22 protein-coding genes are annotated in these 20,668 nt (G+C 75.0%); 7 read left to right on the plus strand and 15 right to left on the minus strand.

Going from position 1 to position 20,668, the window contains the following annotated elements:
- Positions 1-37 precede the first annotated feature (37 nt).
- Positions 38-937, plus strand: a complete 900-nt coding sequence (locus RM844_RS07065) for an alpha/beta hydrolase (protein WP_311666011.1) — start codon at positions 38-40, stop codon at positions 935-937.
- A 54-nt stretch (positions 938-991) separates the two neighbouring features.
- Here RM844_RS07065 and RM844_RS07070 read toward each other — a convergent pair whose 3' ends face one another.
- The 6 genes from RM844_RS07070 to RM844_RS07095 all read right to left on the minus strand — a co-directional run bounded on the left by RM844_RS07070 (position 992) and on the right by RM844_RS07095 (position 5,014).
- On the minus strand, positions 992-1,651 hold the full coding sequence (locus RM844_RS07070) for a TetR/AcrR family transcriptional regulator (RefSeq protein ID WP_311666158.1): 660 nt from the start codon (positions 1,649-1,651) through the stop codon (positions 992-994).
- A gap of 68 nt (positions 1,652-1,719) precedes the next feature.
- Positions 1,720-2,457, minus strand: coding sequence for a class I SAM-dependent DNA methyltransferase (locus RM844_RS07075; protein WP_311666013.1), 738 nt, complete (start codon positions 2,455-2,457; stop codon positions 1,720-1,722).
- A gap of 87 nt (positions 2,458-2,544) precedes the next feature.
- Positions 2,545-2,946 (minus strand): NUDIX hydrolase, encoded by a 402-nt coding sequence (locus RM844_RS07080; RefSeq protein WP_311666015.1) that lies wholly within the window; start codon positions 2,944-2,946, stop codon positions 2,545-2,547.
- A gap of 99 nt (positions 2,947-3,045) precedes the next feature.
- On the minus strand, positions 3,046-3,435 hold the full coding sequence (locus RM844_RS07085; RefSeq protein WP_311666017.1) for a VOC family protein: 390 nt from the start codon (positions 3,433-3,435) through the stop codon (positions 3,046-3,048).
- A gap of 54 nt (positions 3,436-3,489) precedes the next feature.
- Positions 3,490-3,918 (minus strand): PPOX class F420-dependent oxidoreductase, encoded by a 429-nt coding sequence (locus tag RM844_RS07090; protein WP_311666019.1) that lies wholly within the window; start codon positions 3,916-3,918, stop codon positions 3,490-3,492.
- 4 nt (positions 3,919-3,922) lie between these two features.
- Positions 3,923-5,014 carry a DUF2332 domain-containing protein gene (locus RM844_RS07095; protein ID WP_311666020.1) on the minus strand — a complete coding sequence of 364 codons (1,092 nt, stop codon included), beginning with the start codon at positions 5,012-5,014 and terminating at the stop codon, positions 3,923-3,925.
- A gap of 204 nt (positions 5,015-5,218) precedes the next feature.
- Between RM844_RS07095 and RM844_RS07100 the strand changes: the two genes are divergently transcribed.
- Positions 5,219-5,881 carry a ThuA domain-containing protein gene (locus RM844_RS07100; protein WP_311666022.1) on the plus strand — a complete coding sequence of 221 codons (663 nt, stop codon included), beginning with the start codon at positions 5,219-5,221 and terminating at the stop codon, positions 5,879-5,881.
- Positions 5,882-5,938: 57 nt separating this feature from the next.
- Here RM844_RS07100 and RM844_RS07105 read toward each other — a convergent pair whose 3' ends face one another.
- Positions 5,939-6,832, minus strand: a complete 894-nt coding sequence (locus RM844_RS07105) for a class I SAM-dependent methyltransferase (protein ID WP_311666024.1) — start codon at positions 6,830-6,832, stop codon at positions 5,939-5,941.
- Positions 6,833-7,096: 264 nt separating this feature from the next.
- Here RM844_RS07105 and RM844_RS07110 point away from each other — a divergent pair, with 264 nt between their 5' ends.
- Positions 7,097-7,639: an O-acetyl-ADP-ribose deacetylase gene (locus RM844_RS07110; RefSeq protein WP_311666026.1), complete on the plus strand. Its 543-nt coding sequence runs from the start codon at positions 7,097-7,099 to the stop codon at positions 7,637-7,639.
- Positions 7,640-7,664: 25 nt separating this feature from the next.
- Here RM844_RS07110 and RM844_RS07115 read toward each other — a convergent pair whose 3' ends face one another.
- Positions 7,665-8,078 (minus strand): VOC family protein, encoded by a 414-nt coding sequence (locus RM844_RS07115; protein ID WP_311666028.1) that lies wholly within the window; start codon positions 8,076-8,078, stop codon positions 7,665-7,667.
- Between the two features lie 110 nt (positions 8,079-8,188).
- Here RM844_RS07115 and RM844_RS07120 point away from each other — a divergent pair, with 110 nt between their 5' ends.
- Positions 8,189-9,157, plus strand: a complete 969-nt coding sequence (locus RM844_RS07120) for a helix-turn-helix transcriptional regulator (protein WP_311666030.1) — start codon at positions 8,189-8,191, stop codon at positions 9,155-9,157.
- 147 nt (positions 9,158-9,304) lie between these two features.
- Here RM844_RS07120 and RM844_RS07125 read toward each other — a convergent pair whose 3' ends face one another.
- The 7 genes from RM844_RS07125 to rhaI all read right to left on the minus strand — a co-directional run bounded on the left by RM844_RS07125 (position 9,305) and on the right by rhaI (position 18,308).
- Positions 9,305-10,360: a questin oxidase family protein gene (locus RM844_RS07125; protein WP_311666032.1), complete on the minus strand. Its 1,056-nt coding sequence runs from the start codon at positions 10,358-10,360 to the stop codon at positions 9,305-9,307.
- 145 nt (positions 10,361-10,505) lie between these two features.
- Positions 10,506-11,147: a LutC/YkgG family protein gene (locus tag RM844_RS07130; RefSeq protein ID WP_311666034.1), complete on the minus strand. Its 642-nt coding sequence runs from the start codon at positions 11,145-11,147 to the stop codon at positions 10,506-10,508.
- A complete protein-coding gene (locus tag RM844_RS07135; protein ID WP_311666036.1) occupies positions 11,144-12,628 on the minus strand; it encodes a lactate utilization protein B in 1,485 nt (494 codons plus the stop codon). Before RM844_RS07135 ends, RM844_RS07130 begins: the two co-directional genes overlap by 4 nt.
- Before the next feature lie 31 nt (positions 12,629-12,659).
- The gene (locus tag RM844_RS07140; RefSeq protein WP_311666038.1) at positions 12,660-13,412 is read right to left on the minus strand and encodes a (Fe-S)-binding protein; all 753 of its coding nucleotides are present in this window, start codon (positions 13,410-13,412) and stop codon (positions 12,660-12,662) included.
- Between the two features lies 1 nt (position 13,413).
- On the minus strand, positions 13,414-14,856 hold the full coding sequence (locus tag RM844_RS07145; protein WP_311666159.1) for a rhamnulokinase: 1,443 nt from the start codon (positions 14,854-14,856) through the stop codon (positions 13,414-13,416).
- A 222-nt stretch (positions 14,857-15,078) separates the two neighbouring features.
- Positions 15,079-17,142, minus strand: coding sequence for a bifunctional aldolase/short-chain dehydrogenase (locus RM844_RS07150; RefSeq protein WP_311666040.1), 2,064 nt, complete (start codon positions 17,140-17,142; stop codon positions 15,079-15,081).
- 5 nt (positions 17,143-17,147) lie between these two features.
- On the minus strand, positions 17,148-18,308 hold the full coding sequence (rhaI, locus tag RM844_RS07155) for an L-rhamnose isomerase (RefSeq protein WP_311666042.1): 1,161 nt from the start codon (positions 18,306-18,308) through the stop codon (positions 17,148-17,150).
- Between the two features lie 248 nt (positions 18,309-18,556).
- Here rhaI and RM844_RS07160 point away from each other — a divergent pair, with 248 nt between their 5' ends.
- From RM844_RS07160 to RM844_RS07170, 3 genes are all read left to right on the plus strand, one after another.
- A complete protein-coding gene (locus RM844_RS07160) occupies positions 18,557-18,877 on the plus strand; it encodes an L-rhamnose mutarotase (RefSeq protein WP_311666044.1) in 321 nt (106 codons plus the stop codon).
- Positions 18,878-18,995: 118 nt separating this feature from the next.
- A complete protein-coding gene (locus RM844_RS07165) occupies positions 18,996-20,018 on the plus strand; it encodes a LacI family DNA-binding transcriptional regulator (protein WP_311666046.1) in 1,023 nt (340 codons plus the stop codon).
- Between the two features lie 65 nt (positions 20,019-20,083).
- Entirely contained in the window at positions 20,084-20,506 is a 423-nt protein-coding gene (locus RM844_RS07170) for a YjbQ family protein (RefSeq protein ID WP_311666049.1), read from the plus strand.
- The last annotated feature ends 162 nt before the right edge of the window (positions 20,507-20,668 follow it).

Here is a 20,668-nt window from a genome sequence, read left to right on the forward strand (position 1 = left end):
CCGGCAGACCCCACCACCGTTCTCGGGAGACCACACCATGCGGCCAGGGCCCGCGCTGATCAGCGCGACACTCAACACCACCGCGCACCTCGCCCCCGGCCTCGCCGGGCGCGCCGCGTTCGCCGTCTTCCGGCGCGCCACCAGCCGGCTCCCGGTGCGGCCGGCCGAGCGGTCGACCATGGCCAAGGCCACGGCCGGCCGGCTGGCGGTGGCCGGCACCGAGGTGGCCGTCTACCGCTGGGGCACCGGGCCCCGCCCGGTGCTGCTGGTGCACGGCTGGCGGTTCCGGGCCGCCCGGTTCGCCCCGCTGGTCGAGGCGCTGCTCGCCCGCGGCGAGTCGGTGCTCGCCTTCGACGCGCCGGGCCACGGCGAATCCGCCGGCACCGGCACCGACCTGCTCGAACTCCGGGCCGTCATCGAGCGGTTGGCCCACGACCACGGGCCGTTCCAGGCCGTCGTCGGCCACTCGCTCGGCGGCCTGGCCGCCAGCTACACGCTGGCCGAGGCCGGCGCGGACGGCCGGCGGCTCGCCGACCGGCTGGTCACCATCGCGGCGCCCGCCGAGTTCGAGCGCGTCCTGAACGACTTCTGCGCCCTGCTCCGGCTGGGCACCCGGGCCAGGCGCGCGCTGCGGAGCCGGCTGGAGCGCCGTGTCCTGCCCGACGTGCCGGACGCGCTGCGCACCCTCTCCGCCACCCACCGGCCCGAGCGGCTCACCCTGCCGCTGATGGTGGTGCACGACGAGGAGGACCGGGTGGTCAATGTGGATCAGGCGCGGCTGCTGCTGGCCACCTTCGCCGGCCGCGCCGACGGGCTGCTCACCCGCGGCCTGGGCCACAACCGGATCCTCGCCGACCCGGAGGTGGTCGCGGCCGTCACCGCCTTCGCCCTGGTCGGCGGCGACGTCGACCAGCGGTCCACCCAGCCGGCCCACTGACCCGCGCCCGGCCCGCCCCGGGAGGGCGGGCCGCCGCCCCGGGCCGGCACGTGGTCAGGCGAACTCCGGGCCCAGCGCGGGCAGGGTGACCGGGCCGGCGCCGGCGGCCGCGGTCAGCCGGGCGTGGATGGCCCGGGCCGCCCGCCGGTAGCCCCCGTGGTCCCGGTGCAGCACCGAGTCTCCGTTGGCCATCTCCAACAGCGCCACCAACTCGAAGGCCAGCTGCGGTACTTCGCAGTCCGGCGCCAGCTCGCCCGCCGCCTGCGCGCCGGCCAGCACCCCGCGCACATAGCCGATCCACTCCTCCCGGGCCCCCGCCACCGCGTCCCGCACCGGCCCGGTGCGCGAGCTGAACTCGGCGGCCACCGTGGTGAAGAAGCAGCCGCCGGGGAAGACCCGCTCCCGCGAGTAGGAGAGATAGCCGGCGCAGACCCGCCACACCCGGCCCAGCCCGGGCGGCGCCTCCTCGGCCGGCCGCGCGATCCGCTGGACGAAGACCGCCCGGGCCGCGCGGACGGTGGCCAGCTGCAACTCCTCCTTGGAGCCGAAGAGGGCGAAGACGCCACTCTTGCTCAGCCCCAGCTCGGTGGCGATCCGGCCGATCGAGAGCCCGTCGAGCCCCTCCACCGAGGCGATCTCCATCGTCCGCCCGAGCACCAGCCGGCGGGACTGGTTCCCCCGCTCGACCCGCCCGTCGATCCGTGCCCCGGCCACCTCGCCGCCCTTCGCCAACCGGCCCTCATGGTACTCGCGCCCGGGCCGGGCCGGTCGTGGCCCGGTGGTCAGGCCGGCTTCTCCCAGACCGAGACGTGCCGGGTGCTCTCGTGGGTGAACGGCTCCCGCCGCCAGCCCGCCCAGCGGTCCGCCAGCCGCAGCCCGGCCAGCCGGGCCATCAGGTCCAGCTCCGCCGGCCACACGTACCGGAACGGGATCGAGCGGAACGCGGACTGCCCGGCGGCCACGTCCAGGTAGTTCGAACTCATCCGCTGGGTCGCCACGTCGTAGTGGTCGTACGCCCACCGCCCCGGCCCGGTCCGGAACGGCACCGCCGTCTGCCCGGGCGGGAGCCGCCGCAGATCGGGAACCATCACCTCGACGAGGAACCGCCCCCCGGGTGCCAGCTGGGCGGCCACCGTGCGGAAGCAGTCGACCTGCGCCTCCTGGGTGGTCAGGTTCATGATCGTGTTGAAGACCAGGTAGGCGAGGGTGAAGTCGCTCCCGGCCCGGACCGTCGCGAAGTCCCCGATGGTGACGTCCACCGCCGCGCCGCCCGGCTTGGCCCGGAGCCGGGCGACCATCGCCCGCGACAGGTCGATGCCGGCCACCGGCACCCCGCGCGCCACCAGCGGCAGCGCGACCCGCCCGGTGCCCACCCCCAGCTCCAGCACCCGCCCGCCGCCGGCCAGCCCGGCCAGCAGCTCCACCGTCGGGGTCAGCGTCTCGGGCTGGAACTCCGCGGCCGACGCCTCGTCATAACCCGCGGCGACCGCCGCACCGAAGTAACCGTCAGGATCGTCCACTTGGCGAAGATAACCGGCCCCGCCGGGCCGCCGCCCCCCATTTCCGCCGCGCGGGAGGGTCTTTTGCCCGACCGGGGGCGGGGTGCCTCAGCGCAGCCGGCCCGCGCGCGCCAGGTCGTCGAAGACCGCGTGGTCCACCGGGGCGGTGCGCTCCCGGTCGGCCAGCGCCAACCAGGCGATCTCCTCGATCTCGCTGCTGGCCGTCAGGGTGCCCCGGTAGTCGGCGGTGTAGCAGGCCATCCGGACCAGGGTGCCCGCCGGATGCCCGTGCGCCGCCGCCGTGTAGGTGCCCACGTGCCGCGCCGTCGCCGGGTCGATCTCCACGGTCAGCTCCTCGCGGACCTCCCGCGTCAGGGTCTCCAGATCGCTCTCCCCGGGGGCACGCTTGCCGCCCGGAATATAGAAAACGTCTTTCCCCTTCGAACGCGCACCCAGGATCTTCGCGTCCTCAAGGTGCACCCATGCCACGGTGTCGATCAACGCTGTCACCGCTCCCGCCTCCCACTGCTCCCGGTCGTGTCCCGCTCGGCCACGCGCCGGACGATGGTGTCACGCGCCCGGCGGCGGCCGGCCGGGCGGGGCGGGGGATCACCGGACCGAGGTACGCACCACCGGCGGCGGCTCCGGCGGGAAGACGCAGAACTCGTTGCCCTCCGGATCGGCCAGCACGTCCCAGGACTCGGTGGCGCCGCCGCTGCGCCGCAACAGGGTGGCGCCCAGGGCCAGCAGCTCAGCGGTGTCGCCCCAGACGTCGAGATGCATCCGGTTCTTGCCCGCCTTGGCCTCCGGCACCGGGTTGATCCAGATCAGCGGGCCCTCGCCCAGCGGGTCGTGGATCGGCACCGGCCAGTCCGCCGGCCAGTGCCCGTTCCCCTCCTGGTGCCGGCGCTGGTAGCCCAGGGCGGCACACCACCAGTCGGCGAGGGCCAGGTGATCGACGGCGTCGAGCGCCAGATCCTTGAATCGCGCGGGAGCCATGCCCCGAGCGTAGGTCCTGGTCGGGCGATCCCCGTGGACGTGCCGGGCGGCGGGTCAGCCGGTCAGGTCCGCCTGCGCCACCACGTGCTCCGGCCGGACCCGCACCAGCACCTCACCCGGCACGGCGTTCCGCTGACCGAACTCCGCGCCCCGCTCCTGCCCCATGTAGCGTGCCCCGATCCGGGTCGCCCAGGCGAGCAACTCGTCCGGGTCGTCCGAGAGTTCGGCGCGCCCCTGGACCAGCACGAAGGCGAACGGCGGCTCCTGGAGGTCCACACAGAAGGCGACCCGCCCGTCCCGTGCCAGGTTGTGCCCCTTCACCGTCTCCCGACCCGTGGTCAGCACCACGTCGTCCCCGTCCAGCACGAACCACACCGGCGCGACATGCGGACCGCCGTTCGCGCGCACCGTGGACAGCTTGCCGGTTCTGGTGCCGTGGGCCAGGAAGGCCCGCCACTCGTCCCGTTCCATCGTGTGTGTCATGTGCTCATCGTGCGCCCCGCGCCGCCACCCGGCCATCGGCCGGCAGGCCATGTGGGTGAGCGCTGGCCAGCAGCCGCTCCGGGCCGGTGCCCACCCGGGCCGACAGCCAGAACGCCGCGCCGTCGTCGGTCCGCCCCGGCTCGAACGCCAGGTGCGCGAAGCCCGCGTCCGGCGTCGCCGAGGCCGCGAGCCGGGCCAGCTCGGCCTCCACCGCCACCCACTCGTCGGCCGGCACGTACTGGCGCATCACCGAGTGCCAGACCACCGTCAGCGTGCCCGGCTCCACGTCCACCGTGGAGAGGAACTCGGCGGCCCCCGCGGTCTGCACCGTCGCCGGCACCTTGGCCGCTATCCGCAGCGCGCCCTCCAGCCGGGCCATCCGCTCCCGCTGGTCCGGCCAGACGTAGGCGCGCAGCGCCAGCGACCCCTCGGCCGACAGCGGGTCGATCGGCGCCGGGTCGCAGCCGCGCCGCTCCACGACGCGCAGCGCCTGGTGCCGGGTGGCGCCGGCGCGCAGCCAGCGCGGCACCTCGGGCGCCCAGCTGTCGGTCAGCCGCACCGCCGAGTCCAGCGGCCCCCAGGCGTACCGGTCCGCCTCGTAGCGGAACTGCTCGGCCCGCAGGTTCAGCCCGCCGCTGGAGCCCAGTTCGAAGAGCCGCACCGGCAGCTGCGGCGTAGGGACGGTGTGCAGCAGCGCCGCGACCAGCAGGTTGGACCGGCCCACCTCGTTGGTCTGCGGCGGCCTGGTCAGCCACCGGCGGATCCAGTCCCGCTCCTCGGTGATCACCGCCCGCAGCGCCGGCCAGGCCGCGTCCGGCCGGTCGGGCGTCAGCGCGCCGCCGGCGCTGGGCAGGTGCGCGGCCAGCTCCGGCGCCCGCCCGCTCAGCGCCAGCGCGTGCGCGCCGCCGAGGAAACGCAGCGGCAGCGCGTCGTCCACGGCCACCGCGTGGTAGTCGGTGACCGTGTCGGCACACGGCCCGCCCAACTCGATGTCCCGTGCGGCCCGCTCCAGCAGCGCGGCGTAGAGCGGGGAGCCGAGCCGACCGCAGGCCCCCGCCTGCTGTCGGAAGACCCGGGCAACATGTTCACGGGGCATCGGTACTCCTCACTGGGGGGTCGCCCAAGATCATGGGCCCCACAGGTGCCGAAGGGAAGAGGCATCGGGCCAAGAGCCCCCGGACCAGGGCCCACTCGTACTCCTGTGCCCCGATAACGGGCGATCATGGCGCTCCCGGGCAGACCAGTCCCGATCCCCGAGCACCGGGCGGACCGGGTGGTAAGCGCCTTCTACGATGGCGACATGAGTGTTGAGCGGATCATCGTGTACAGCCGCACCACCGGGTTCCGGCATGAGTCGATCCCGACCGGCGTCGCCGCCTGCCAGGAGCTGGCCGCCGAGGCCGGCTTCACCGCGCTGGCCACCGAGGACCCCGACGAGCTCGCCGCCGCGCTGCCCGGCGCCCGGGCCGTCGTCTTCCTCTCCACCAGCGGCGAGGTGCTCACCGACGACGGCCGCCGGACGCTCCGTGAGTTCCTCGCCGCCGGCGGCGGCTTCGTCGGAGTGCACGGCGCCTCCACCACCGAGTACGACTGGCCCTGGTTCGGCGAGCACGTGGTCGGCGCGGTCTTCGACGGCCACCCGGCGCTCCAGCCCGGCGTCGTCGTCGTCGAGGACCACCAGCACCCGGCCACCGCCCACCTCCCGGCGCGCTGGGACTTCACCGACGAGTGGTACGACTTCACCACCAACCCGCGCCCCCGGGTCCGGGTGCTGGCCAGCGCCGACGAGACCAGCTACGAGGGCGGCCGGATGGGCGCGGACCACCCGCTGGTGTGGTGCCACGAGCTGGCCGGCGGACGCTCCTTCTACACCGCCCTCGGCCACACTGAGGAGTCCTTCGCCGACCCGGCCTTCCGCGCTCACCTGCTCGGGGGCCTGCGGTGGGCGACCGGCGCCGCCTGACCGCCGGCCGCTCTCCCCGGTGCCGCCCCGTCGCCGGCTCGCCGACGCGGCCCGGCCTCAGGCGCGGCGGGCGGCCCAGACGCTGCGCTCGGTGCGTACGGCGAGGTCCGCGCGGCGCAGGACGCTGTGCGGGCCGTCGGGGTCGAGAAGCGCGTCGAGTGCGGCGAGGTCCTCCGGGCTGAGCGCGGGTGCCGCCACGCCACGGATCCGCCGCAGGCTGCCGTGGGCGTAGCGAGCGATCGCCGGGTCGCGGTCACCCTCGACGCGCACGGTGAGGGTGCGCTCGCCCTCGACGGCGAACCCGGCCGCGGTGAGCATCGGGCCCCAGTCGGCGCCGCGGTGCGGGACGTGTTCGGCGTGGAAGCGGTCCGTCGCGGCGTGGGCGCGCTCTTCGAGCCCCGGCCGGCCCCCGGGCGCGTCCGGCGGCAGGAAGCGGGGGAAGCCCGCGAGCTCGACGACGGCGAACAGGCCGCCGGGCGCGAGCAGTTCGTGGACGGCGGCCAGGGCACGGTCGGGGTGGGCCAGGTGGTGCATCGAGGCCGACGCCCACACCAGGTCCGGGGTGCCCAACGCGGGCCAGGGGTGGGTGTCGAGGTCGGCCCGCACGGTCCGCACCCGCTCCTCGACACCGCGGGCGCGGGCCTTCTCGCGCAGCAGCCGCAGGTGTCCGGCCGAGGTGTCGACGGCGGTGACGCGCGCCTCGGGGAAGCGGTCGAGGAGCGCGAAGGTGCCCGCCCCCGTGCCGCAGCCCAGGTCCACGATCCGGCCCGGGGCGTTCCGCAGCGGCAGCCAGGCGGTGAGGGAGGCGAGGTGTTCGGCGAGCACCTCGGCATCGAGGTCGAGGATCTCCGCCTGGCCGGCGTCGTCGTGTTCCGGGTGGCCGCCCAGGCCGTGGTCGCGGTGGTGGGGGCTTTTGCCCTGCTGGGGAGGGTGCTGGTGCGCTGGGGTCATCTCCGCACCGTAGGGCTGGTCATGCGCCGATCGCACGAACAGTTGCCAAAGGGGCAAGAAGGTGGCCCGAGGCGTTGCGGCGCCGTCGGCCGTTCTCGATCCGGCTCAGCGTGGACGGTGTCCCGACCCGCCGCACCCGCCGAGGCGGTCGCCAGCAGCCTCCCGGGCAGGACCGCCCTGGCGGTGGCCTCCTGACGGGCGTCCCGCCCGGACCGGCCCACGACGGCCGGTCCGGGCGGGACGCCCGACTGCCATGATGGGGCGATGACGGTCATCACCCGGGTGCGGGGCGACATCACCGAACAGCACGTCGACGCGGTGGTCAACGCCGCCAACTCCAGCCTGCTGGGCGGCGGGGGAGTGGACGGCGCGATCCACCGCCGGGGCGGCCCGGAGATCCTCGCCGCCTGCCGCGAGCTGCGCGCCGCCCACCTCGGCGGCGGGCTGCCCACCGGCCAGGCCGTCGCCACCACCGCCGGCCGGCTGCCGGCCCGCTGGGTCATCCACACGGTCGGCCCGGTCCACTCCACCACCGAGGACCGCTCGGCGCTGCTCGCCTCCTGCTACCGCGAGTCGCTCCGGATCGCCGCCGAACTCGGCGCCCGCACCGTGGCATTGCCCGCGATCTCCACCGGCGTCTACCGCTGGCCGCTGGCCGACGCCGCCCGGATCGCGCTCGCCGCCAGCCGCGCGGCGGCGGCCAGCGGGGCCTTCACCGAGCTGCGGTTCGTACTCTTCGACGACCGCGCCTACCGGGCCTTCGACCCGGCCCAGCCCACGGCCCCCGACGCGCCACCGGCCGGCTGACCGACGCCGCCGGCCGGCGGCGCCCTCACGCGGCCCCCGCCGCCAGCGCGAGGTGGTGGGGGCTGTACATGAGGCCGAGCACGTTGCCGAAGGGGTCGACCACCGACGCGGTGACGAACCCCGCCTCGCGCTCGACCAGCTCCTGGTAGGGCGTGGCGCCCAGGGACACCACCCGCTCCAGGGCCGCCCGCACGTCGTCCACGTGCCAGTACATGACGACCCCGCCGGGGCCGTTCGCCGCGCCCCGCGGCGCGTAGCCGCGGTCGATGAGGCCCAGCTCGTCCTGCCGGGCCCCGACCCGGAACTCCACGTAGGCGAGCCGCCCGTCCGCCCCCGAACGCTCGAAGTACGGCTCCACGCCCAGCAGTTCGGTGTACCAGGCGCGGGCCGCCGGCACGTCGTCCGCCCAGTAGCTGATCGTGGTGAACCCTCGCAGCATGCCCCGCACGCCCTCTCGTCCGCCGCGCTCCGGTCGGCGCGGTCCGTCCCGGTCAAAAGCTAGGACCCCTCGCGGAACGTGGCTTTCCGCGAGGCTGCGAGACTTCGGGGATGTGGGAAACCTCGGTGCGGCTGCTCCGCCTGCTGTCCCTGCTCCAGGCCCGCCCCGAGTGGTCGGGCCCCGAACTCGCCGGCCGCCTGTCGGTGACCACCAGGACCATCCGCAACGACATCGAGCGGCTGCGCACCCTCGGCTACCGGATCCACTCCTCCTCCGGCACGGCCGGCGGCTACCGGCTCGGCGCCGGCACGGCCGTGCCGCCGCTGCTCCTCGACGACGACGAGGCGGTCGCCGTGGCGGTCAGCCTGCACGCCGCCGCCAACGGGACGGTCGCCGGCATCGAGGAGACGGCACCGCGCGCGCTCGCCAAGCTCCGGCGGACGCTGCCGCCCCAGCTCGCCCGCCGGATCGAGGCCCTGGACACCGCCACGCTCTCGGTCACCGGCCGCGGCCCCACCGTCGCCCCCGGCACCCTGACCGCCATCGCCGCGGCGATCCGCGACCACGAGGGCCTCCGCTTCGACTACCGCGACCACGAGGGGGCGCACCACACCCGCACCGTCGAACTACACCGGCTGGTCCACACCGGACACCGCTGGTACCTGCTCGCCTTCGACACCGCCCGCGCCGACTGGCGGACCTTCCGCGTCGACCGGGTCCGGCCGCGGACGCCGAACGGACCCCGGTTCACCCCGCGTCGTCCCCCGGAGGACGCCGTCACCGAGGTGGTGCGCGGGGCCGGCTCGCGCGCCTGGCGGCACCCCGCCCGGGTGCGCCTGCACGCCCCGCTGGCACGGCTGGCCGAACTGCTGCCGCCCGCCGCCGGGCTGCTCCACGACGACGGGACGCTGGAGACCGGCGGTCCCTCCCTCCCCGAACTCGCCGCCTTCCTCCTCAGCCTGGACCTCCCCTTCACCGTGCTCGACCCGCCCGAGCTGCGCGCCACCCTGCGGGCGATGGCGGCCCGCGCGGCGGCGGCCGGCGGCGTGCCACCGGAGGGCGACCGGCCGGGCGGCTGAACCGTCCGGGGCCGGGGCCCGGGCGACGCCGCGCCGCTCCCGCGCGTGGTCCGCTCCCGGGCCGGCGCGCCCCCGACGCCCCGGCCCGGCAGCGGCTCCCCCCTGCGGCGGGCAGCCGGCCGGTCGCGGGCGGCCGGCGGCCGGTGGTCAGTCGGGCTCGATCAGCGTCACCGCCCGGAGCACCGCCCGGCCCGGCAGCGGGTCGTCGGGGCTGGCCGCCAGCAGGTCGGCGACGGTGTCGGCCAGCTTGATGGCGTGCTCGTCGCCGTGCTCGGCGGCCCGCGCGAAGACCTCGTCGGGCGCCGGCGCGGCCGGCTCATCGTCGGCCGGCGCCGCCCCCGCGCCCCCCGGCGCGTACGCGGCGACCACGGCGGCGCTCGCCGCCCACGCCGCCGCCGCGCTCGGCCGCCACAGCCGCTCGGGGAGCGCCGGCAGCGTGCGCAGCACCGCGTTGGGCGCGGTCACCGCGTGCACCAGCATCACCGGCCCGGCGGGCGCGTGCGCCACGTAGTGGCCGGCCGCCGCCCGCACCAGCCCGGCCAGCCGGGCCCGGACCGCCGCCGGCTCGGGCGGCAGGGTCGCCCCCCAGTCCGGCAGCGTGGTCAACTGCCCCAGCCGGTGGTTGATGCCGAGCGAGCGGTCCGGCACCGGCGCCACCGCGCGCAGCGCCGCGGCCGGCGCGGGCTCGGCGGCCACCGGCTCGATCCCGGCCGGCAGCGGCTGGTGCCGGGCGGCCCAGTAGCCGAGCCCCTCGGCCAGCTCGGCCAACCGGGGCGCCGACTCCCCGTCGGTCAACAGGACCCGCACCGCGTGCCCGACCCGGATCACCGGGTGCGTCGCGCCCGCCGCGATGCCCGGCAGCAGCCGCGGCCACCACTCGGCGAGCACCGCGCGCCAGGGCCGCTCCGCGAGCCGCTCGGTGAAGTACCGGGACCAGTCCGCCAGATGGCGCGCGTCGCCGAGCCGCTCCCGCCAGTTCTCCGCGGTGATCCGGCTCCTGGGCGTCGGCCGTTCGACCAGCCGCCCCTGGTAGCGGTCGAGCCAGCGGTGCACCCGTTCGGCCTGCCCGTGCCGGACCAGCGCCTCCACCGCCATCGGCCCGTGGTTGGAGAGCCAGCCCTGGAACTCGGGCCCGGAGCGGTGCAGCCGCAGCAGCGCCTCGTCCAGCGTGCCGTCGGGACTCGTCCCGTGTGTCGCGTCCATGCCGCGACGGTACGCACCGGCCCGCGCCCGCCGGAACGGTCCGGGGAACGAGCCCGGCGCCGCCGAACGACGTAGGCCCCCGGCCGTAGCCCGCCCGGGCCGGCCGCCCGTACCGCTCCGCCGTCGGAGAAGCCCCGGACCGGTCTCAGGGCCCGAGCAGCACCACGTCCAGCCGGCGCGGCCCGTGCACCCCCTCCACCCGGTCCAGCTCGATGTCGCTGGTCGCCGACGGGCCGGAGATCCACGTCATGGGCCGCTCGGGGCTCAGCCGGCGCAGCCCCAACGGCACCGAGTCCACCACCTGTTCCGGCACCCGCACCACGCACACGTGGTGGTCGGGGACCAGGGTGATCCGCCGCCGCCCCTGGTCGGGGCCGCCGTCCAGGACGAGCGTCCCGGTCTCCGCGATGGCCACCGCGCAGCCGGTCACCACGCTGTCCACCGCGTCCAGCCGGTGCGCGGTGTCGGCCGTCGCGTCCGGCACCCGGCGCACCGACTCCGGCACCGCGGCCAGCCAGCCGGCCGGCAGCCCGGCCGGCACCAGCACCGAGGCCGCGCCCCGCTCCGCCAGCAGCCGGGCCAGCAGCGCCGGCAGCTCGGCCGCCGTCGCCCGGTGCACCAGCGCCCGGTAGTCGGCCAGGTTCTCCGCCAGCAGCTCCGTCGCGTCGGCCGGCCGGTGACTCTCCAGATACGTCCGCTCCACCGGCACCTGGTCCGGCGTCTCCTCGCGCGGCACGTCCGCCAACGCCCGCCGCACCCGGCCCAGCACCACCTCGCGCGCGTTCACCGACCCGCCTCCTGACCGTCGTCGCCCCGGGTCCTTCGCCACCACTCGCGGAACGGCTCCGCCGGCAGCGGCGGCAGGTCCCGCGTCTGGGACCAGGCACGGCCCGGGCCCGGCAGCCGCCGGGGCGTCAGCCGCCGCAGCCGGCCGGCCGCCCGCTGCCCGGCGCGCAGCACGCCCGGATGGTCCAGCGTCCAGCGGGCCGCCCGCATCGCGGCCCGCTCCGCGGCGTGCCCGCGCGCCGGCCTGATCCGGGTGCGGGTGCCGCCGACGGTCACCTCGCCGCCCTGCACCACCCGCTCCCGCAGGTGCACCAGCACCTCGGGGATGTCGATCGCCACCGGGCACACCTCGTAGCACGCCCCGCACAGCGACGAGGCGTACGGCAGCGACGCGTCCAACGGACTGTCCACGCCCCGCAGTTGCGGCGTGAGGATGGCCCCGATCGGCCCCGGATAGGCCGAGCCGTAGGCGTGCCCGCCGGCCCGCTCGTACACCGGGCACACGTTCAGGCAGGCCGAACAGCGGATGCAGCGCAACGCCTGCCGGCCCACCTCGTCGGCCAGCGTGTCGGTGCGCCCGTTGTCCACCAGCACCAGGTGGAACGTCTCGGGCCCGTCGCCGTCCGTGGTGCCCGTCCACATCGAGGTGTACGGGTTCATCCGCTCCGCCGTCGAGGACCGCGGCAGCAGCTGGAGGAACACCTCCAGGTCCTGCCAGGTCGGCACCACCTTCTCGATGCCCACCACCGAGATCAGCGTCTCCGGCAGCGTCAGGCACATCCGGCCGTTGCCCTCGGACTCCACCACCACCATGGTGCCGGTCTCCGCCACCATGAAGTTCGCCCCGGAGATCCCGACCTTGGCGTCCAGGAACTTCTGCCGCAGGTGCAGCCGGGCCGCCTCCGCCAGGTCCGCCGGCCGGTCGCTCAGCCCCTCCGGCGCCGCCCGGCCCCAGTCGCCCATCTTCTCCCGGAAGATGTCCCGGATCTCCCGCCGGTTCCGGTGGATCGCCGGCACCAGGATGTGCGACGGCAGGTCGTCGCCCAGCTGCACGATCAGCTCCGCCAGGTCCGTCTCGTAGGCCCGCACCCCGGCGCGCTCCAGCGCCGCGTTCAGGCCCAGCTCCTGGGTGGCCATCGACTTGACCTTGACGACCTCGCGCTCCCCGGTCGCCAGCACCAGCTCGGTCACGATCCGGTTGGCCTGCTCGGCGTCGACCGCCCAGTGCACCTGCCCGCCGGCGGCCGTGACCGCCTCCTCCAACCGCTCCAGATAGCCGTCCAGGTGCCGCAGCGTCCGGTCCTTGATCGCCGCCCCGGCCGCCCGCAGCCGCTGCCAGTCCGGCAGCTCGGCCACCGCCGCCGCCCGCTTGTCGCGGATGGTGCGGGTGGCGTGCGTCAGGTTCGCCCGTAGCTGCTCGTTCCTGGTGGCCGCCTCGGCGGCCCGGGGGAACGCCGGCATGCCCAGATACGTCCCACTCATCGCGGTGCCCTCCGCTCGTCGCCGGCTCGCCTCACCACTGCGTCTCCTCCGTGCTGGCCAGGATCTCCGCCAGGTGCACCGGCCGCACCGTCGAACCCAGCCGGGACAGCGTGCCGCCGATGTGCGTCTGGCAGGAGTTGTCCACCGTGCACACCGCGTCCGCGCCCGTCCCCATGATGTGCCGCGCCTTGTCCGCGCCCATCACCGCCGACACCGCCGCGTTCTTCATCGCGAACGTCCCACCGAAGCCGCAGCACTCATCGGCGCCCGGCAGCTCCACCAGCCGCAGCCCGCGCACCGCCTCCAGCAGCCGCCTGGGCCGCTCGCCCAGGCCCAGCATCCGCAGCCCGTGGCAGGTCGGGTGGTAGGTGACCGCGTGCGGGTAGTAGGCACCCACGTCGGTCACCCCCAACACGTCGACCAGGAACTCCGTCAGCTCCAGCGTCCTGGGCACCACCGCCCCGGCCACCGCGGCCAGCTCCCCGCCCCGGCCCTCGGCCCGCGCCCTGGCCCCGATCCGCGGGTAGTTGTCCCGCACCATCGCCGCGCACGAGCCGGACGGCGTCACCACGTAGTCATAGCCGTCGAACGCCCGGCCGTACCGGCGCACCAGCGGCTCGGTCTCCCGCCGGTACCCCGTGTTGAACTGCGGCTGCCCGCAACACGACTGGGCCTCGGGGAACTCCACCCGCACCCCCAGCCGCTCCAGCAGCGCCACCACCGCCTGCCCGGTACGCGGGAACAGGGTGTCGTTCACACAGGTGACAAAGAGCGCGACGCGCACATCAGTCCCTTCCGCCGTCGGCGACCCGACGGGCCGCCCGATCCCAGGCCGCCCGGTCCCCCCGAGGGGTGAACCGGCGCGGCGACTCGGACGCCCGCAGCAGCGAGCGTAGCTCCGGCAGCCCGCCGCGCACCCGACCCGCGGCGCGCGCCTGCACCAACACGTTGCCCAGCGACGCGGCCTCCGTCGGCCCCGCCACCACCGGCAGCCCACAGGCGTCCGCCGTCAGCTGGCACAGCGGCGCGTTGTGCGCCCCACCCCCCACCACGTGCACCACGGACACCTCGGTGCCCGCCAGCCGCGTCGCGTCCGCCACCGCGGCCCGGTGCGCCAGCGCCAGCGAGTCCAGCACACAACGCACCAGCTCCGCCCGGCCGTTCGGCACCGGCTGCCCGGTGCGCCGGCAGGCCGCCGCGATCCGCTCCGGCATGCCGCCCGGCGCGATGAACTCCGCCGCCCCCGCGTCCACCACCGACCGCGGCCCCGGCACCCGCTCGGCCGCCGCCAACAGCGGCCCCAGCTCCGGCTCCACCCCGCCGTCCGCCCACTCCCGCAGGCACTCCTGCAACAGCCACAGGCCCATGATGTTCCGCAGATAACGGACCGTGCCGTCCACGCCCAGCTCGTTGGTGAAGTTGGCGCGCCGGCTCTCCTCCGTCACCACCGGCCGGTCCAGCTCCAGCCCCGCCAGCGACCAGGTGCCGGTCGCGATGTACGCGAACCGCTCGTCCTGGGCCGGCACCCCGACCACCGCCGAGGCCGTGTCGTGCGACCCCACCGCCGTCACCGGCACCGGGCCACGCAGCCCGCACGCCCGCAGCACCTCCGGCAGCAGCTCGCCGGCCGGGTCGCCCGGCCGCCGCAGCGGCGGGAACAACCCCAGGTCCACGCCCAGCGGCCCGGCCACCCCCGGCGCCCAGTCCCCGGTGCGCGGATCGATCAGCTGGGTGGTCGAGGCGTTGGTCAGCTCCGTGCCGGCCACCCCGGTCAGCCAGTACGAGATCAGGTCCGGGATCAGCAGCAGCCGCCGCGCGGCGGCCAACTGCGGCGAGCCCTGCGCCGCGACCAGCTGGTAGACCGTGTTGAACGGCAGGTACTGCAGCCCGGTGTGCCCGTACAGCTCCGCCGGCCCCAGCACCTCCGCCACCCGCTCGGCCATCCCGGCGGTCCGCTCGTCCCGGTAGTGCACCGGGTTCCCCAGCAGCGCGCCCGAGGCGTCCAGCAGCCCGTAGTCCACCGCCCAGGAGTCGATCCCGACCCCGGCCAGCCGCCCCCCGGACCGCCGCCCCGCCTCCCGCAGCCCGTCCAACACGCCCTGGTACAAAGCCAGTACGTCCCAGTGCAGGGTGCCGGCCACCCGCACCGGCCGGTTGGCGAACCGGTGCACCTCCGTCAGCCGCAGCCGCGGCGCGCCGTCCGCCGCCTCCCACACCTCACCCAGCATCACCCGCCCACTGGACGCGCCCAGATCGACGGCGGCGAACGGCGGACCACCCGCCGAGGCGGACCCGGTCGTCGGGGAAGCAGACACAACACACCTCGAAAACAGTCGCGACACGCGAAGCGCCGACACACGGAAAACGACACTCGGACAGGGCGGCCACCACCCCCCGGCACACGCCGCCGGTGGGCCCCGAACCCGGGACCCACCGGCGGGCGGACGACCTCAGCGCAGGAACGCGGCGGCCACCCCGGCGTCCACCGGGATGTGCAGCCCCGTGGTGTGGCTGAGATCCCCACCGGTCAACGCGAACACCGCCGCCGCCACGTGCTCCGGCAGCACCTCACGCTTCAGCAGGGTCCGCTGCGCGTAGAACTCGCCCAGCTTCTCCTCCTCCACCCCGTACACCGCGGCCCGCTTGGCACCCCAGCCGCCGGCGAAGATCCCCGAACCGCGCACCACGCCGTCCGGGTTGATCCCGTTGACCCGGATGCCGTGCTCGCCCAACTCGGCCGCCAGCAGCCGCACCTGGTGCGCCTGGTCCGCCTTGGTCGCGCCGTAGGCGATGTTGTTCGGGCCGGCGAACACGCCGTTCTTGGACGACACGTAGACGATGTCGCCCCCGATGCCCTGCTCGATCATCACCCGCGCCGCCTCCCGCGACACCAGGAACGAGCCGCGCGCCATGATGTCGTGCTGCAGGTCCCAGTCCCCGACCGAGGTCTCCAGCAGCGGCTTGGAGATCGAGATCCCGGCGTTGTTCACCACCAGGTCGACCCCGCCGAAGGCCAGCGCCGCCGCCCGCACCGCCGCCGTCACCTGCTCCTCCGAGGTGACGTCCACGACCACCGGCACCGCCCGGTCCGGGCCGCCCAGCTCCTTGGCCACGGCCGCGGCGGCCGCCTCGTCCCGGTCGGCCACCACCACACAGGCACCCTCGGCGGCCAGCCGCAGCGCGGTGGCCCGCCCGATGCCGGAGCCACCGCCGGTCACCAGCGCCACCCGGGCCGCCAGCGGCTTGGGCGCCGGCATCCGCCGCAGCTTGGCCTCCTCCAGCTCCCAGTACTCGATGCGGAACTTCTCCGACTCCTCGATCGGCGCGTAGGAGGAGACCGCCTCCGCCCCCCGCATCACGTTGATCGCGTTCACGTAGAACTCGCCCGCGACCCGCGCCGTCTGCTTGTCCTTGCCGAACGAGAACATGCCCACCCCGGGCACCAGCACGATCGCCGGGTCGGCGCCCCGCATCGCCGGCGAGTCCGGCCCCGCGTGCCGCTCGTAGTACGCCCGGTACTCCTCCCGGTACGCCGTGTGCAGCTCACCCAGCCGCGCCACCACCGTCTCCAGCGGGGCGTCCGCCGGCAGGTCCACCACCAGCGGCGCCACCTTGGTGCGCAGGAAGTGGTCCGGGCAGGAGGTGCCCAGCGCCGCCAGCCGCGGGTGCTCGGCCCGCGCCAGGAAGTCCAGCACCTCGGGGGTGTCCGTGAAGTGCCCCACCTGCGCCCGGTCCCGGGAGGCCAGCCCCCGCACGTACGGCGCCAGCGCCGCCGCCCGCTCCCGGCGCTCCGCCTCCGGCAGCGCGCCGTAGCCCGGCAGCTTCGGGCCGAACGGCTCCGCCGCGCCCCGCTCGGCCAGGAACGCCTCGGCGGTGCGGATGATGTGCAGCGAGTTCCGCTCGCACTCCTCGCTGGTCTCGCCCCACGCGGTGATCCCGTGGCCGCCCAGCACACAGCCGATCGCCCGCGGGTTGGCCCGCCGCACCTCGGCGATGTCAAGACCCAGCTGGAAACCGGGCCGCCGCCACGGCACCCACACCACGGTCTCCCCGAAGCACTCCCTGGTCAGCGCCTCACCGTCGGCGGCGCAGGCCAGCGCGATCCCGGAGTCCGGGTGCAGGTGGTCCACGTGCGCCGCCTCGACCAGGCCGTGCATCGCCGTGTCGATCGACGGCGCCGCGCCGCCCTTCCCGTGCAGGCAGAAGTCGAACGCGGCGACCATCTCGTCCTCGCGCTCCACCCCCGGGTAGACCCCGACCAGCGCCCGCAGCCGATCCAGCCGCAGCGCCGCCAGGCCCTCCTCCCGCAGGGTGCCCAGGTCACCGCCCGAGCCCTTCACCCACATCAGCTCCACCGGGCCACCGGTCACCGGGTCCGTCTCGGTGCCCTTGGCCGAGGTGTTGCCGCCCGCGTAGTTGGTGTTCCTCGGGTCGGCGCCCAACCGGTGCGAACGCTCCAGCAGCGCCGCCACCTCCGGGTGCCGCTCCCGCTCCGTCGTCGGCCTGGCACTCATTCCCGTCACGCTCCCCAACCGGCCTGCTGGCCGCCCTGTCGTTCCGCCACGATCCGCTCCGCCCAGCCCGAACGCCGGTACGCCGCCATCGGGTTCGGGTCAAGACCCGACTCCTCGCGCCACTCCGCCAGCAGCGGGCGCACATCCGTGTGGTAGGCGTCCATCAGCGCCTCGTTGGCGCCCAGCACGTCGCCCTCCCGCTGCGCCTTGGCCAGCGCCTCGGCGTCCACCAGCAGCGCCTTGGCCGTCGCCTCCTGGACGTTCATGACCGAGCGGATGATCGCCGGGATCTTCGGCTCGATGTTGTGGCACTGGTCCAGCATGAACGCCACGTCCGGGCTGAACCCGCCGCCGCGCACCACCTCGTACATGATGCGGAACAGCTGGAACGGGTCGGCCGCGCCCACCATCAGGTCGTCGTCCGCGTAGAAGCGGGAGTTGAAGTCGAAGCCCCCCAGCTTCCCCTCGCGCAGCAGCGTCGCCACGATGAACTCGATGTTGGTGCCCGGGGCGTGGTGCCCGGTGTCCACCACCACCTGCGCCTTGGGGCCCAGCTTCAGGCAGTGCGCGTAGGCGGTGCCCCAGTCCGGCACGTCCGTCATGTAGAACGCGGGCTCGAAGAACTTGTACTCCAGCAGGATCCGCTGCTCGTCGCCCAGCCGCTCGTAGACCGCGGCCAGCGCCTCGGACAGCCGGTCCTGGCGGCTGCGGATGTCGTCCTGGCCGGGGTAGTTGGTCCCGTCCGAGAACCACAGCTTCAGGTCCCTGGACCCGGTGGCGTCCATGATGTCGACGCACTCCAGCAGGTGCCCCAGCGCCTTCCGGCGGACCGCGGGGTCCGGGTGGGTGACGCTGCCCAGCTTGTAGTCGTCGTCCTGGAAGACGTTGGAGTTGATGGTGCCCAGCTTCAGGCCCCGCGCCCGCGCGTGCTCGGCCAGCGCGGCGTAGTCGTCGACCCGGTCCCACGGGATGTGCAGTGCCACCGTGGGGGCCACCCCGGTGTGCTCGTGCACGCGCGCCGCGTCGTCCAGCTTCTCCTGGGGGGTGCGCGGCACGCCCTGCTGGGCGAACACCTTGAAGCGCGTGCCGGAGTTGCCGTAGGCCCACGAGGGTGTCTCGATGGCCTGGGCGGACAGGGCCGCCTTGACGGCGGATGAGGGGGTCATGCGATCAGTGCTCCCGTAGCGCGAGGAAGGTCCGGAGACTGGCTGATGAAACGTTTCACAGTGGCTCGACGCTAAGAGCCCGCGCCAAGCGCTGTCAAGGGAGTGGCCTGATCAACTCACCTTTCGCCACCCCCGGCCGGGGGTAAACCGGCGCGTGGTCGCAGGTACCCGGCGCGCTTGACGCCGCGCGCCGGTGGTGGCTAGCTTGCCCCCACCTCCATGAAACCTTTCATAAAGGGGTTGAGCCCGTGCAGCGCGTCTGCTTCCTGCTGAAGGTCCGCGCCGACCGTATCGAGGAGTACCGGCGCCGGCACGCCAACGTCTGGCCCGAGATGTGCGACGCGCTCTCCGCCACCGGCTGGCACAACTACTCCCTCTTCCTGCGCGACGACGGCCTCCTCGTCGGCTACCTGGAGACCGAGGACTTCGAGGCCGCCCAGCGCGACATGGCCGCCACCGAGGTCAACGCCCGCTGGCAGGCCGAGATGGGCCCGCTCTTCGAGGCGCTCGAAGGGGAGCGGCCCGACGAGGCGATGAAGCCCCTCACCGAGGTCTTCCACCTCGCCTGACCCGCCGGGGCGCGCCACCACCCGACGGTGCGGCCCGCCGCCGGGCGCGCACGCACGCTCCGGGTGCATACGATGGCCCGCGAGGCACGGCGGGCCACGAGACGAACGGAACACGCATATGGCGCACACGGTGGGGATCAAGGAAGTGGCCAAGGCCGCCGGCGTCTCCGTCGGGACCGTCTCCAACGTCATCAACCGGCCCCACATGGTCGCCGAGGAGACCAGGGAACGGGTCCAGTCCACGATCGTGCGCCTGGGGTACGTCCGCAGCGAGTCCGCCCGTCAACTCCGCGCCGGCCAGAGCCGGATCATCGCCCTGCTCGTCCTCGACCTGGCCAACCCGTTCTTCGTCGACGTCGCCTCCGGCGCCGAACGCGTCGCCCGCGCCGAGAAGTTGGGCGTGATGCACTGCAACAGCGCGCAGAGCCCGGCCGAGGAGTCCGACTACCTGTCGCTCTTCGCCGAACAGCGCGTCCGCGGCGTGCTGTTGACGCCGGCCGACATGTCGGGACGCAACCTCGCCGAGTTCCGCCGGCACGGCATCCCGTTCGTCTTCGTCGACCGGGTGCTGCCCAGCGCCGAGGGCTGCTCGGTCTCCGTGGACGACGTGCGCGGCGGCAGCCTCGCCGTGCGGCACCTGATCGACCAGGGGCACCCTACCGTCGCCTACGTCAGCGGGCCGATGTCCCTCAAGCAGTGCCGGGACCGCGAGGAGGGCGCCAGGGCCGCCCTCGCCGAGGCCGGCCTGCCCGACACCGCGCTCCGGCACATCGAGGCCGACCGCCTCGACGTCGCCTCCGGGCGCGACGCCGGCGCCCGACTGCTCGGCCTGTCGCCCCGCCCCACCGCCGTCTTCTGCGCCAACGACCTGCTCGCCCTCGGGGTCCTCCAGGCCCTCTTCGCCGCCGGTGTCCGGGTGCCCGAGGAGATGGCGCTGGTCGGCTACGACGACATCGAGTTCGCCGCGGCGGCGGCGGTGCCGCTCACCTCGGTGCGGCAGCCGGCCGTCCGGATGGGGCAGCAGGCCGCCGAACTTCTGCTGGAGGAGACCGGCGAGGACGCCGCCCGGCACCGGCACCAACGCATCGTCCTCGACCCGGAGTTGATCGTCCGCGACTCCAGCCTCGCGGGCCGCCGCTGACCCGCGGCGGCGACACGCCGCCCCGGCCCCGCGGCGCCCCGGGCCGGTGGCCGACCATGGACCCCATGACCGACTCCTTCAGCACCCGGGTCCTCGACCTCACCACCGGCTCCCGCGAGGTCGTTCACGACCTCACCGCGGAGTGCGCCGGCTACCTCCGCGAGGTCGCCGCCGGCCGGGACGGCCTGCTCAACGTGTTCACCCCGCACGCCACCACCGGCATCGCCCTCATCGAGACCGGCGCCGGCAGCGACGACGACCTGCTGGCCGCCCTCCGTGACCTGCTGCCGGCCGACGACCGCTGGCACCACCGCCACGGCACCCCAGGCCACGGCCGCGACCACGTCCTGCCCGCCCTCGTCCCACCGCACGCCACCCTCCCCGTGGTGCGCGGCCAACTCGCCCTCGGCACCTGGCAGTCGGTCTGCCTCGTCGACACCAACATCTCCAATGTCAACCGTCAGGTGCGGTTGAGCTTCCTGGGGTAGCCAAGGCCTTTCCCAGGGTGATGTCGCCGATTCTCCGTACCCTGTGCGACCGGAGCGGCGAGGCTACGCACGACACGGACCTGGGAGCGATCGAGCGACCGTATGACGGGTGCGGCAGGTGTCTGCTGGGGTGCGGCGGCTGTCGCGGATGAAGGCAGCCAC

Origin of the sequence: Streptomyces chisholmiae (genome assembly GCF_031845445.1) — a bacterium.
GTDB classification, from domain to species: Bacteria; Actinomycetota; Actinomycetes; order Streptomycetales; family Streptomycetaceae; genus Streptomyces; species Streptomyces chisholmiae.